The sequence below is a fragment of the Sphingomonas sp. PP-F2F-A104-K0414 genome (genome assembly GCF_004340945.1).
In the GTDB taxonomy this organism is placed as follows: domain Bacteria; phylum Pseudomonadota; class Alphaproteobacteria; order Sphingomonadales; family Sphingomonadaceae; genus Sphingomonas.
The window spans coordinates 60,476-73,377 of sequence record NZ_SLYD01000012.1; the positions used below are offsets into that span (position 1 = coordinate 60,476).

11 protein-coding genes are annotated in these 12,902 nt (G+C 62.9%); 4 read left to right on the forward strand and 7 right to left on the reverse strand.

The annotated features are described in order from the left end of the window. Window positions 1–100: 100 nt before the first annotated feature. The 7 genes from C8J46_RS19900 to C8J46_RS19930 all read right to left on the reverse strand — a co-directional run bounded on the left by C8J46_RS19900 (window position 101) and on the right by C8J46_RS19930 (window position 8,261). Window positions 101–823, reverse strand: a complete 723-nt coding sequence (locus tag C8J46_RS19900) for a hypothetical protein (RefSeq protein ID WP_132742424.1) — start codon at window positions 821–823, stop codon at window positions 101–103. Continuing rightward, window positions 813–2,942, reverse strand: a complete 2,130-nt coding sequence (locus C8J46_RS19905; RefSeq protein ID WP_132742425.1) for an AAA family ATPase — start codon at window positions 2,940–2,942, stop codon at window positions 813–815. Before C8J46_RS19905 ends, C8J46_RS19900 begins: the two co-directional genes overlap by 11 nt. A gap of 32 nt (window positions 2,943–2,974) precedes the next feature. Beyond that, window positions 2,975–4,273 (reverse strand): outer membrane beta-barrel protein, encoded by a 1,299-nt coding sequence (locus C8J46_RS19910; protein WP_132742426.1) that lies wholly within the window; start codon window positions 4,271–4,273, stop codon window positions 2,975–2,977. 77 nt (window positions 4,274–4,350) lie between these two features. Next, window positions 4,351–4,788: a hypothetical protein gene (locus tag C8J46_RS19915; protein WP_132742427.1), complete on the reverse strand. Its 438-nt coding sequence runs from the start codon at window positions 4,786–4,788 to the stop codon at window positions 4,351–4,353. Between the two features lie 38 nt (window positions 4,789–4,826). Next, window positions 4,827–5,591: a polysaccharide biosynthesis/export family protein gene (locus tag C8J46_RS19920; protein ID WP_243643537.1), complete on the reverse strand. Its 765-nt coding sequence runs from the start codon at window positions 5,589–5,591 to the stop codon at window positions 4,827–4,829. A gap of 211 nt (window positions 5,592–5,802) precedes the next feature. Next, window positions 5,803–7,011 (reverse strand): glycosyltransferase family 2 protein, encoded by a 1,209-nt coding sequence (locus C8J46_RS19925; protein ID WP_132742428.1) that lies wholly within the window; start codon window positions 7,009–7,011, stop codon window positions 5,803–5,805. Then, window positions 7,008–8,261 carry a glycosyltransferase family 4 protein gene (locus C8J46_RS19930; protein ID WP_132742429.1) on the reverse strand — a complete coding sequence of 418 codons (1,254 nt, stop codon included), beginning with the start codon at window positions 8,259–8,261 and terminating at the stop codon, window positions 7,008–7,010. The genes C8J46_RS19925 and C8J46_RS19930 overlap by 4 nt, the downstream gene beginning before the upstream one ends. 120 nt (window positions 8,262–8,381) lie before the next feature. Between C8J46_RS19930 and C8J46_RS19935 the strand changes: the two genes are divergently transcribed. The 4 genes from C8J46_RS19935 (at window position 8,382) to C8J46_RS19950 (ending at window position 12,782) form a co-directional block, all read left to right on the forward strand. Beyond that, window positions 8,382–9,755, forward strand: coding sequence for an O-antigen ligase family protein (locus tag C8J46_RS19935; RefSeq protein ID WP_165886690.1), 1,374 nt, complete (start codon window positions 8,382–8,384; stop codon window positions 9,753–9,755). 146 nt (window positions 9,756–9,901) lie between these two features. Further along, a complete protein-coding gene (locus tag C8J46_RS19940) occupies window positions 9,902–11,215 on the forward strand; it encodes an O-antigen ligase family protein (RefSeq protein ID WP_132742431.1) in 1,314 nt (437 codons plus the stop codon). Window positions 11,216–11,223: 8 nt separating this feature from the next. Continuing rightward, on the forward strand, window positions 11,224–12,252 hold the full coding sequence (locus C8J46_RS19945) for an acyltransferase (protein ID WP_132742432.1): 1,029 nt from the start codon (window positions 11,224–11,226) through the stop codon (window positions 12,250–12,252). Continuing rightward, window positions 12,249–12,782, forward strand: a complete 534-nt coding sequence (locus tag C8J46_RS19950) for a serine acetyltransferase (protein WP_132742433.1) — start codon at window positions 12,249–12,251, stop codon at window positions 12,780–12,782. Before C8J46_RS19945 ends, C8J46_RS19950 begins: the two co-directional genes overlap by 4 nt. Window positions 12,783–12,902 lie beyond the last annotated feature (120 nt).

Genomic DNA, 12,902 nt, shown 5'->3' on the forward strand with positions numbered 1-12,902 from the left:
TCGATCGCGGCGCAGCGTCGGCGATCGTCATAGGACGCCGGCACCGGGGACCGAACGATCTTCGCCCCCTCCCCGCGCCACCATCATGCGAGCTATGGGTCTAGCGCGCCATCTCGGCGAGTCTCGCTGCCACCGGCGCTTCGGCCGGTGTCCCGGCAACCAGTCCGGTTGCATAGCCATAGGTTCGCCCCGATGCACCCGCGAGCCAGACCGTCTCGTCCACGATCCGGGCATGATCGGCCGCTGAAAGCTTTGCCCACAAGGCCGCGCCATAGCGTATCCGCCACGGTGCCGCACCGCGCAGGAACGGCGCCGATTCGTAGCTCCGCACGAGCCCCGCCACCGCGGCAGGCGAGTCCGGTCCGTCCGCCAGCAACGCCCGATACGACTGTGCCACGTCCGCTTCGGACCACCAGGTCCGAACGCCCCGCGTCCGCGCCAGATCTACCGCGGCGTCCGCCAGCATCGCAGCGCGACGCGGCGCAGGTTCGTCCAACGCATCATAGGTCCGCAGCATCCCCCGCAGCAGCGCAGTGCGGGGCGCCAGCATCGCGGCGGGTCGATCGTCCACCAGCCAAGGCCATGCGACCTCCGCCTCGGATTGCTGCGCATCGAGTGCGGTTCGCATTGCCGCGACACGGAGTTCGGTGACAAGATTGACCAGCGCCAGACACAGCGCCGCTACCAGAACCGCGATAGCGGCCCGCTGCATCCAGTGGCTCGCATACGGCGCATCATAGTCGCCTGGCCGGAGGGGGACCGCCCCTCCGGCCCGCCGCGTACCGATCGCCGCAGACTGTGCCCCGAAAGGGTCAGTCCGCATTGTAATAGTTGGCGTATTTCTTGGAGTAGTACATCCCGCCATACGCCTCGGACGAAATCTCGACCATTGAGAAGACCGCACCCGCGACATCGACGCCGTCATGACTCAGCCACGCCAGCGCGCTGCGAACCGCATTCTCCGGCGTCGCACCCCACTTCACCACGATCACGGTTCGCTCGGCCACATTGGCCGCCGACCGCGCGTCGGCGACACCCAGCAGCGGCGGCGTATCGATCACGATCCGGTCGTAGCGATCCATCTGCGACGCGATCAGATTGGAGAGCGCGTTGCCCGCAAACAGATCCTCGGCGATGAACGAGCTGTTCGCGACCGGAATGAGATCCAGCCCAGGGACAGCATCGGGGATGATCACGTCGCTAAGCGAGGCCTCGCCGCGCAGCAACTCGACCAAGCCACGCTCGGGCTTGATGCCGGCTGCTTCGATCAAGCCCGCCCGTCGCAGATCGGCATCGATCAGCAGCACGCGCTCCTTCGACATGGCGCAGATCCGGGCCAGCGCCAGCGCGCTGCTCGTCTTACCTTCGTTGGGAAGCGTGGACACGATCGCCACGCTCTTGGCGGGGCCGATCGATCGCCGGAGCGTACGAAACGCTTCGGCATAGGCACTCATCGGACGGTCGATCAGATACGTTGCCGGCGAATGCTTTGCCGAGCCGCGCCCGGGCCGCAACTTGGGGATCGTCGCGAGCACCGGGAGGCCAAGCTGTTCCAGATCGTCGATCGAGTACAGCCCCTTGGCCAGCACTTCCTGTGCGCCGATCACGACGATGCCCGCACCGATCGCGGCGATAATCGTGAGGATCACCAGCATCGGCCGGTTCGGCGACGTGGGCGCAGAGGGCGGCACCGCCGACTCGATGATCTGCGCCTGCGTCAGCGAACTGCGCGCAACCTGGTTCATCGTCTGCGCCTGCTCGGCCAGACGATTATACGCCGCATGCGCCGCGTCGGCCTGACGCTGGTAGGTTTCCGCGAGCGCGGAGGCGCGCGTATCGCTGGACTGCTGGCCGCGAAGCTTGCCCATTTCGCTGCGCAGGCTGCCGGCCCGCGCCGCGGCGGCACTGGCTTCGCTGCGAAGCCCGCCGATGTTGCGATTGGCCTCGTCCTGGATCTGCTTGTCGATCGCGGAAAGCTGCTCCTTGATCTTCACGCTCTCGGGATGCCGCGCTCCGTACCGCGACAGCACCTCGCCCTGACGCTGAACGATCTGCGCCCGCTGCGAACGGAGATCGGCGATGACCTTCGAATCGAGCACGGCCGAAACCGCATCGATGCCGCCGGACGCGATCTGGCTGCCGGCGACTGCCAGGCGAGCCTGCGCTGCAGCGGCTTCGGACTCGGCGGTCGCAAGCTGACCCGCAAGCGGGCTGATCTGCTGATCCGTCACGGTCGACGATCCGCCGCCGACGATACCGGCCTGGGCGCGATATTGCGCGAGCCGTGCATCCGCCAATGCAGCCTGCTGATTCAGCGCGGCCAGACGTTGATCGAGATAGCTGGTTTCCCGCGACGCCGCGCCGGTTCGCTGGCCGCGGCTGTACGCGATGTATTCGCTGGCAAAGCCGTTGGCGACCTCGGCTGCGAGCAAACGATCTGCCGCGGTGTAACCGATGTTGACGACGTACGTCATCTTGTCACGGTCGGCGGAGATCTTCGACAGCAACCGCGAGGCGATCATGTCGACCCGCTTCTGCTCTTGTTCCGGGGTCGGATTGCGCGGCAATTCCGGCAGGCCCTTGGTCAGGTCGGCACGATTGGCGAGCCCGAGCTTGCGAACGACGCCGATCGCGACGTCGCGCGACTTGACGACGTTCACTTCGGTATCGAAGATATTCTGGTCGGGGCGCTCACCGTCCATCCGACCCAGCGCGGCGTTTGCCGACGGGTCGATCTTAACGCGCGCCACCGCTTCGTACCGCCAGGGCATCATCATGACGAGCGCGATGCCGACGACCAGCACGGTCGCCGCCACCGCAACGAACGTCCGCCACCGGCGCTGGAACATGGCCTTTACGGCGCCAGACAGCGACCGAATCACGCCGACACCGCTCGGCGGCATCGCAGGACCATTCAGGTCCCCCGGACGTTCCATTACCATGAGTTTACGTCTCCGTACGTGATTAGCGGTGATTAGCGGTGGATCGCGACGCCGACGAGCGCCCGGAATTCGGACAATCGCGGACCGTTCACGCCGACAAAATCGCTCTTGCGGTTTGCATAGGTCAGATCAAGGTTGCCCGTCAGCAGTCGGTTCATGAGATAGCGTGCACCGCCGCTCACCTGCCCGATCTTGGCCTTGCCCGGTATGCCGATATACGTATCGACTTCGTACGACACGGCGTAATTCAGCAACAGCGTGCGCAACAGCTCGTGATCGAGACGAAACGCCGTGGTGGTGTTGAAGAAGCCGCCGCTAGCCAGCGTCGCATCCTGAACCGTGCGGTTGACGGCCAGCGTCGCCGTCGTCAGCGGCGTGGGGAAATATTCCAGCCGGGCATCGATCGTCAGACCCTTGGCGGTCTTGTACGCCGCGCTGTCGAAATTGCGCGTGATATACCCGGCGCCGAACGAACCGCGCATCAACGCGGTCAGATCGAAGGTCACGCCGGCCAGTGCACGCACTTCGTGCGAGCTGCGGCTCGGCTGGTCGAACGTCAGCGGCAGGCGATAGCTCGTGTCGGTATAGCCAAGCTGGACGAAAACGCCGGCGTCCGGGCTCAAGCCATATTCGAACTGGCCCGCACCGCGCGCAACCTTGCGGTCACGCCCGTCCTGCGACACTTCGACATTGTCGAGCGTGCGAACCGACTTGAAGTTATAGTCGGTATAGTCGCCGGACAGCACGGCACGAATCCGGCCGAACCGTGCGTCGCCCAGCAGCTTGGCCTGCGAGCGCTGATACGGCGTGATCGTCAGGACGTTGACCAGCGAGGCGCCGGAGAACTGCGTTTCGTACCGGCGCGCGGTATCGAGCTGCCCGCTGATCGCGATGTCACCGTTCACATCGTAGCGACCACGACCGCTGACGCTCCAGCCGTTTTCGTTGCGGGCGGTCTGGTCGGCGTAGCGGACGAAATCGCCCGCGCCCTCGAGCTGCAGACTGTGCAACGACCAGTTCGACTTCGCCAGCAGGCGCGGCTGAAACCGCACGAACGCGTCGGACTTTTGATTGTCCGCGGTCTGCAGAACGTTGCTGGTATACCCCAGCTGACTGGTAAATTGCGGCAAGACCGTAAAGCTGCCGAGCGGTACGCCGACCGCGTTCACTTCGGGCCTGGGTCGATCGAGAACGCTCTCGTTGCGACCGCGGTTGTAGATCAAGGGGACGACAGCATCGATCGGATCGTTGCTGATGTAGATCTGGGCCTCGGCGACCCCCGTCCAGAGCGAAGAAAGGCCGACACAAGCGGCCGCGTAACGTTTAATCATGATACGCTCCCGCGCTATTCAAAGGCGGGATCCATTTGCTCCCGCGATGGTCAAAAGCGGGCCGGGCCCGTCTGGCTTTAGTTCGGTGCCGAATACGTCGCGCCGGCGTTCCCGCCGGTCACGATCGGCCCCGCAATCAACGTCGGGTCGCCACCGTCGGCGATCGACGCCGTACCGCGCTGTCCACGCCGCACCGAAAGGCGCACGTTCACCAACGCCGCCCGAACCTTGTGGGCATAGTCGGGATTACCCAGCAGATAGTTCAGCGCGGTGAGAGACACCGGAGCCGGTTGCTGTTGCTGGTCGAGCGCGAAGACGAGCGCAGCCTCGATGTCCTGCGACGTGGCGCTGGCCGCCTGTGCACGCATCACGCCGCGCAACGCCGCGATGACCGACTGGACCGCCAATGCGTCCGGCTCGGCTGCACGCACGACCGGACGCACGGCGTTGGCTGACGTCGGCAGTGCGACCGCACTCAATGCGACAACGACCATCGCCCTAGAAAACTGCTTCATCGTATCCCTCTCTTTACCCGCCCCCTAAGCCCGCTCATTTAGAAAAAGCGTTCGCCAATTCGTACCGTGTCCCCGGGGTAAACGCGCAAATCAGCCTGCAGCGGATAGCGACGTTCTTCGGTCTCTCCCGCGCGCTTGATAAACACTTTTCCCTTATTTGCCCGGTAGGTGAAACCCTCTGCGCGCGCGACCGAATTCATCACGGTCAGCCCGTTTGTGTAAGGATATTCGCCGGGCTTGGTCACTTCGCCCATGATGTAGAACGGGCGATAGGTCAGCACATCCAGGCTGACGCGGGGCTCGCGAAGATACCCGTCGGCCAGCTTCGCCGTGATGTCCTTGACGACTTCGCGCGGCGAACGGCCGCGTGCCTGGACGTCACCGATCAGCGGCAGCGACAACGTTCCCGAATCGCTTACCGAAAACTCGCCGGACAGCGTTTCCTCGTTGAAAACGATGATGCGAATCTTGTCCGCCACGCCGAGTCGATAATCGTCCTGCGTGCTATCCGACACCGTCGTCGAACCCGGCGATGCCCCTGCCGAGGCCGTTGCCGATGCCGTTGCCGATGCCGTGACAGGCGGGGCGGCAGATGTCGCCGTCGCCGTCGCCGTAGCGGGTGTCGACGACTGAACCTTACCCGCCGGTGCCACCGGATCGGCCGGCCGCTGCGCCACGGCGAGCGATCCCGACGCGAACAATACCGCAAATAACATTGAGCGAATTAAATGCATTAGCCACCATTCCTTCGGCTCGTCATATTCCAGGCGCGACAAATCGGCAACTTGCCTGCTGCGATTCACCGCTCGATGCAGCATTATGGGACACTTCGTGACAATCGTCTGAATGCACGTAAAAAACATTGGCGCGATGCGGCCATCGAACACGCCAGAAAACTGGCCGTCCAGACAGTCGCGGGGGGCCTGTTAAGGCAATTTTCCCGGAACGCCATGGCCCCATTCTTACTATTCGATCGCCTGAGACGAAGATGCGCCAGAGCCCACCGCATTTTGATTAGGGTTCGCGATCCTCGCTATCGCGCGCGGTCCGTACCCAGCCCTGCTGCGGGCGCCGTGCGAGCCGGACATAAAAAGGAATCTTGGCGAAAATTTTCAGCGGCAAGGCGATGAAGTCGCCGAAATTGAGCAGGTCTCGGCCATATACCAGCCAGCCGGTTGTCACGGTGATGAGAAACACGGCGAGCTGGATCGCTGCAATGATGAAGCCCGCGGGCGACGCACCGAACAGCATGCCGGCGAGCGTGACCACGACCAAACCCATCAATGCAACCGCGAACAGGCTGAGCGGTGGAATCGCGATGTCGATACCCATGCCGATCAGGCGGGGCGAACGACGACGAAACCCCGCAGCGACGAGGCGCCAGGCGAAACGGCGCGCGACCGACAGATACCCGCGCTCCCACCGGGCACGCTGACCATCCGCCGCGGCGCGATCGAGCGGCAACGGACTGGTGATCCGCGCGTCGGGGCAGAACCGTGCCGGTGCGCCGGCGAGCGCCAAGTCAACCGACATCAACAGATCCTCGACGATCTCGCCCGATCCCAGGTGGATGTCGTCGAGCACCGCGCGCGGAAACGCCATGCCGCTGCCGGTGAGAACGCACGGAATACCGAGCCGCTGCGAACCCAGCAGCCGCGCCCGGTTCTTGATCCGAATCGCGAAGGCACTGAAGCGTGTGCCCGGCCCTGCGCCCGCCGGCGCCTCGAGCAGGTAATCACCCTGCACCGGCCGGCCGCTCACCGCCGCCTCGCGTGCCAGTGCCTCCAGCCCCCCCGGACTGACCAGGCAATCCGCATCGACGACGATCGTGACCGCGGTCGCGCGCGCCAGATCGTGGCGGACGCCCCATTCCAACGCATAGCCCTTGCCGCGGCGTTCGGCGTCGAACCGCTCGGTCACCATGGCCCCTTCGGACCGCGCGATCGCGGCGGTATCGTCGGTGCAATTGTCGGCGACCACCAGCAGTCGGTCGTCGGGGCGCAACTGCGCACGCAGCGAGCGTATCGTCGCGGCGATGACCGTAGCTTCGTCATGCGCCGGCACCACGACCGTAAAGGCGGGACAAGCCGTCCCCGTTCCCGTCCGCGACTGGAGGCGGTCCGGTCGACGCTTCAGCGAGGCCAACATCTGCGCCGCCAGCAGAATGCTCGCCGGAAGCGGCACCAGCGCGATCACGACCAGCACCGCACTCAATAGCGTCATGCGCGGCGTTCCATCTTATGGCCCATCTTATGGCCCATCTTATGGGCCGTCTTATAGGCCGTCATCAGATCGTAGATCTTGCGCGCCTCGCGTGACGCGTCGTGACGGTCGCGAATCAAGGCCCGGCCGCGCTCGCCCATCGCGGTGCAGGTCTCGACCGGCGTTGCGATGCAATCGGCCATCGCCCGCGTTACCGCATCCACCGACCCTGGCGAAAAGAGCCAGCCGGTTTCACCGTTGACGACGAGATCCGCCATCGCCGCGACGTTGGAGGCCAGGACCGGGCGGCCAAGCGCCAGCGCTTCCATGACCACGATCGGCAACCCTTCGGCGAAGCTCGGCATCACCATAGCGCGCGCGGCAACGATATGCGCGCGCACCGCCGCCTCGTCGGCCCAGCCGGTGATCGTGACATCCTGCGCGATCCCGAGACGCGCGATCGCCGCTTCGAGCTGCCCGCGGGCATCGCCGTCGCCGACCAGCGTCACGTGGACGGGCGTCCCGGCGGCCCGCAGCCGTGCCACCGCCTCGATCAGGATCAAATGCCCCTTTTGCTGATCCAGCCGCCCGACGTTCACGAAATGCGGAACCGCCGGTACGGGGGTCGGCACCTGTTCCAGAAACGCCTGCGACAGACCGCAGTGCACGACATGGATCTTGTCCCAATCGGCGACGTCGGCCCACCGGTAGAGCTGGCTCGCGCAATAATTGGTGATCGCCACGACGAACGCGGACCGCGCGACCTTGAGGTTCAGCTTGAGCGCAACGGGGGCATCGAACTCGCCCTGCCCGTGCACCGTCATGCTGTACGGCACGCCGCTCAGACACGACGCGATCATCGCGATCTCCGCGGCATTGGTCCCGAAATGGGTGTGAAGATGATCGAGCTTGGCCGCCTGCATGCCGCGCGACAGCATCGCGCCCTCGAGAAAGGTGATGAGATGGAGCAGCGGCCCACGATCGGACCGCTTCATCATCCGGAACGACAGGCGCAACGCCGCGAACCACGCCTTTGGCGTCCGCAGCAGTTCGAGGAACGCCGCGGTCAGGAGCGGGATCGCCCCGCCCCGCAACAGATACCGCGTACGCTGCTGCTCTGCCGCGTCGAGCGGGTCCGCGATCTCGGCATCCCAGCCCCTGATCGCCCAACGCTCGACGGTTGTCCCAAGATTCTCCACTGCGGCGATCTCACGCCGAATGAAGGTATGACTAATCTTAGGATATTGATTAGTAAAATAGCCAACGTTCATGCGCCGCACCTCCAGTTCAGGCCCGCGGCCGCCGCACGCGCTATCAATACCTCAGGTCGCTCGCAAGTGGTGTTGTACAAGCGTGAACATCTCAATGTGCCATCGTGGCAAAGGATGAATATGGTCCAGTCCGGTTCCGATAGTATCGCCAAAACGCCGCTCGGCATCGCGACTGGATTGCCGCCTTTTGCGTGGGGAATCCTCGCGCTGATCGCGTTGCGCCCCTCGCTCGACGTGATCTTTGCCAGCGTCACGATGCAGGTCGGCGCCCTGAATTTGTCGGCGGGCTTCCTGTTCAACCTGCTGCTCGTCGGCCTCGCCGCAGCGATCGCCGTCAACGCCGCCCTGGTCCACCGCACGCCCGATCGCGCGGTCGTGACGACGCTGATCATATGGGCACCGATGCTGGTGGCGGCGGGAATCGCGGCAGCGCGATCGCCGGTCCCGGCGCAGGCGCTGCAGGTTCTCTTCAACTATCTGTCCTATGCGGCGGTGTCGTTGCTGGCCCTGACATGGGCACCGCATATCGGCCGCGAGCGACTGACGATGCTGATCGCGGCGTCGGGCGTCATTCCGATCCTGACCGCCTTGTTCCAGGCCGCCACCGGCGGCGCCGGCACGCGGGTCATGGGCACCTTCCCGCATCCCAACATCCTCGCCTTCTTCCTGCTGATCTACGTCGCCTTCCTGTTTCATGCGCAGGTCAGCGCCTACCTACAGAGTGCCGGCGCGCGTCTGGTCCTGTGGCTGCCGATCGCGCTCGGCCTGCTGGCACTGCTGCTGACCGGCACGCGCGCAGGCTATGCCGGGATGTTCGTCTTCCTGTTTCTCTATGCCGCCCTGCGCCGGCCGATCTACCTGATACCGCTCATCATCCTGCCGCCGCTCGCGCTGCTGGTGCCGGGCGTACTCGACCGGATCAGCGACGCGACCAGCGGCCCACCGGTCTTTACCTATGACTATCTCGTCAGCGTCGCGCGCGGCGATATCGCCGATTCGGGGTATGTCGCGGTCGACTCGGGGACATGGCGTCGCTACCTCTGGGAATCGGCATGGCCATGGGTCACGAGCCATCCCCTGCTCGGCAGCGGGCTAGCGTCGTTCCCGCATTATTCGAGCCAGTTCTTCGCGCTGCTGCCGAACGGCGAGAGCGAGGTCTTCGCGCACAACACCTATCTCCAGCTCGTGTTCGAGGGCGGCGGCGTCCTGCTACTCGGCTTCCTGTGGACGTATATCGCGTCCGCCTTGCAGAACGCGGCCAATCTCCCGTTCGGACGCGGCGAGCTGATCTTCGCGCTTCTCCTGGTGCTCGCCTATGCGATCGTTCTCGCGAGCGACAACATCCTCTATTACCTGTCCGCCAACCTTTCGCTGTTCTTCGTCCTGTTCGCGATCCGCGGCGTCGGGGCGGATGATTCACGGCGATGGCACTCGCAGGCACGTTTAGCTACGAAGCGAAGGCGACTGGCGGCGAACGGATCGCAGAGCGCTTGAAACCCCGCAGCGATAATGCAAAACGCGGCGCCAATGGAGAGGTATCTCGCCGTCGCCGCAACGCGATGGCCTGTACTGGAAGAGCCAGGGCTTACTAGAGTCGGACCGAGGTGAGAGCCGGTCCGCAACCGGGGGAACATCGCTCCATGATCGCCGTGCCCCAAAGACGAACGCTGCCGTTCGTATCAATCGTACTGCCTATGCTGGTGGCACGTCCTTCGCTGGATCCTTTATTCGGTCTTGGTCGAATGAATCTTGGTGCTTTCAGCATCACACCAGGATTCCTGTTCAATTTCCTGTTCGTGGCCCTGGCCACCTTGGTGATGCTCCATGCGCTACTCGTGGATCGACGGGCACAAACCGTCATCCGCACAGCAGCGATTATCTGGGCTCCATTCTTGCTGGCGGCGTTGATCGCAGCGGTGCACTCTCCAGTGTTCGCGGAAGCCATTCAAGTTCTCTTCAATTACCTGACCTTCGCAGCAGTATCCATGCTCGCGCTGTACTATGCGCCGTATATCGGGCGACGAGTATTGACGCTGGCGGTTGCACTTTCAGGCGTGGTGCCATTGGCAACCGGCCTTATACAAATCGCGTTAGGAGATATGGGAGAACGGCTGGAGGCTAGTTTTACGCATCCGAATATCCTCGCCTTCTTCATGATGATTTACATATCGTTCCTGTATCATGCGCAGCTTAGCAACTACCTACGCAGCGGATGGCAACGCAATGCCGTCTGGATATTGCTCGTTGTTGCGGCACTGGAACTTCTACTCACCGGGACGCGCTCTGCGTATGTTGCGACGGCGTTGTTCTTGATCGTCTACACGGCGTTTCAGCGTCCTCTGTATCTGATACCGATATTATTGGCGGGACCGCTCGCCATGTTGGTTCCGGGCGTTATGGACCGCATCACCAATGCGGCGGAGGGCGCACCGGAAATGAGCTATGCATATCTGGTCAGCATATCGCACGGTGACGTTGACGCATCGCAGTTCGTCGAAGTCGATTCTGGAACATGGCGTCGCTACCTGTGGCAGGCGGCATGGCCTTGGATCGAACGCAAAATGACGTTCGGATATGGCCTGTCGTCTTTTGCGCCGCTGTCGCGGGACTTCTTCGCCCTCACCAGCACCAACGGAAGCGGTGCGCACAATGTGTATGTCCAAACGATCTTCGAAGGCGGCCTCGTGCTCATGCTTTCGTTCGTCTATCTCCTGGTCAGCATCGTTGCCGTGAGCCTGTTCCGGGCTACGACGTCGTCGGAAAAACTGTATATTTTCCTAGCGATAGTCGGTTATGCGGTCGTGTCTGTCAGCGACAATATGCTGTATTATCTGTCCGTAAACGTAGAGTTTGTCTTCATACTTGGGTGTATAATAGGGCAGGCCCCAAGCCTTCCTAGCTGGCTGACTGCAAGTCGGCGTCAACCGCAGCTTATGATTGGTGGCCTGCGGTAAAAGGTACGATGACCGAAAAATTTGCTTACGACCCCCGCGCCAAAGCACACCTCGCGGTGCTTGACGGATGGAGGGGGCTTTCTATCATAATGGTTCTCGCGGGTCATATGCTCCCGATCGGGCCAAAAGCGTATTTTCTAAACGAAGCCGTCGCCGCTGCGGGAATGGCGATATTCTTTGTGCTGTCCGGATTCCTGATAACGACGACGCTGCTGAGAGATCAGACGGTCGTAACGTTCCTGATCAAACGCTTATTCCGCATCGTGCCACTCGCCTGGACGTTCATCGCCTTCGTTTTGATTGCTCCGGGACGTCCTATGGACATCGTCGTAGCCAACCTGTTTTTCTACGCGAACCTTTCACAATATTATTTGCGATACGCACCGCATTTCTGGAGTCTCTCCATCGAAATGCAGTTCTATATGTTCATTGCACTGATAGTTTCGGTTTTTCGTCGCAAGGGACTCTATCTGCTGCCGTTTTGTGGGATTGCGATCACCGTGGCACGTGTGTGGCGCGGGACAACAGTCGGCGTAACCACGTTCGACCGTGTCGACGAGATCCTGGCTGGCGCAATGCTCGCGCTATTGCTGTCCGGACGCAAACCTGTCGCGCTAGGGAAGGCCTCGGGCGCCGCATCGGCGTTGCTGATTGCGCTGCTCCTGGCGGGCACGCAGCAATATGTGCGCCATACCGTGCCCCTACTCGCTTATTTGAGGCCCTATTTCGCAGCAGGCTTGGTCGGCCTGTCTTTCGGCTATCCTCATTCCGGCTATCGACGCGTTCTAGAAAGCAAAATCTTGCGATACTTCGCCACGATTTCCTACGCATTATATGTGGTTCATCCCATCACATATGCGGGATGGTTGGGTTCAGGCGACCGGACAGAACGGTACCTCAAGAGACCACTCAGCTTCCTGATTACCTTTGTAATCGCGCATCTGAGCACACGCTACTTGGAGCGACCGTCGACCGATTTCGGGCATCGTCTGGCAGCACGCTATAAAGCGTCGCGCATAAGCAACGCATCCGCATGACTGAGCCGAATCCTGGGCCGTTCGCGTTGCTCTGCGAAGATCGACGCAATCACCGCGAGGGCTGGCTGTCCCAGGGCTTCTGGGCGCTGGCGGTCTATCGGCTGTCGGCGCCCCGTCTGGCGCGCCGGCGCGGGATCGTTCGCACGATATGGGGGATATGGACCAAGCTTGCGGGCAAGTGGGTCGAGGTGCGGTGCGGTATCTCCCTGCCGGAAACCGCGCGGATCGGGCGGCGGTTGCGGATCGAACATTTCGGCGGGATCGTCGTGCATGGCTCCAGCGTGATCGGCGACGACTGCCTGCTGCGTCAGAACGTCACGCTCGGCAATCGTAGCGAACGGCGGCCGCTCGATGCGCCGACGCTGGGAAACCGCGTGCAGGTCGGCGCCGGTGCCGTCATCCTCGGCGCCGTCACGATCGGCGACGATGCCGTGATCGGGGCCAATGCCGTGGTACTCAGCGATGTCCCGCCCGGTGCACGCGCGGTCGGCAATCCGGCAACCATCCGCATGCCCACGCCCCGCCCCTAGCCTAAGCTGCTACGGCTACGGCTACTGACGTGACCCCCGTTTTTTCCTCCAGTTGAAGCTAGAGTCCGACCCCGGAAAGGGACGGACAGATGAAGCGGAAGCAGTTTTCGGAAGAGCAGA

Coding starts and splice junctions, on each gene's coding strand:
- C8J46_RS19950 (WP_132742433.1), top strand. CDS start 12,249: ATGACTGAGCCGAATCCTGGGCCGTTCGCGTTGCTCTGCGAAGATCGA.
- C8J46_RS19945 (WP_132742432.1), top strand. CDS start 11,224: ATGACCGAAAAATTTGCTTACGACCCCCGCGCCAAAGCACACCTCGCG.
- C8J46_RS19900 (WP_132742424.1), bottom strand. CDS start 823: ATGCGGACTGACCCTTTCGGGGCACAGTCTGCGGCGATCGGTACGCGG.
- C8J46_RS19910 (WP_132742426.1), bottom strand. CDS start 4,273: ATGATTAAACGTTACGCGGCCGCTTGTGTCGGCCTTTCTTCGCTCTGG.
- C8J46_RS19940 (WP_132742431.1), top strand. CDS start 9,902: ATGATCGCCGTGCCCCAAAGACGAACGCTGCCGTTCGTATCAATCGTA.
- C8J46_RS19935 (WP_165886690.1), top strand. CDS start 8,382: ATGGTCCAGTCCGGTTCCGATAGTATCGCCAAAACGCCGCTCGGCATC.
- C8J46_RS19930 (WP_132742429.1), bottom strand. CDS start 8,261: ATGAACGTTGGCTATTTTACTAATCAATATCCTAAGATTAGTCATACC.
- C8J46_RS19905 (WP_132742425.1), bottom strand. CDS start 2,942: ATGGTAATGGAACGTCCGGGGGACCTGAATGGTCCTGCGATGCCGCCG.
- C8J46_RS19915 (WP_132742427.1), bottom strand. CDS start 4,788: ATGAAGCAGTTTTCTAGGGCGATGGTCGTTGTCGCATTGAGTGCGGTC.
- C8J46_RS19925 (WP_132742428.1), bottom strand. CDS start 7,011: ATGACGCTATTGAGTGCGGTGCTGGTCGTGATCGCGCTGGTGCCGCTT.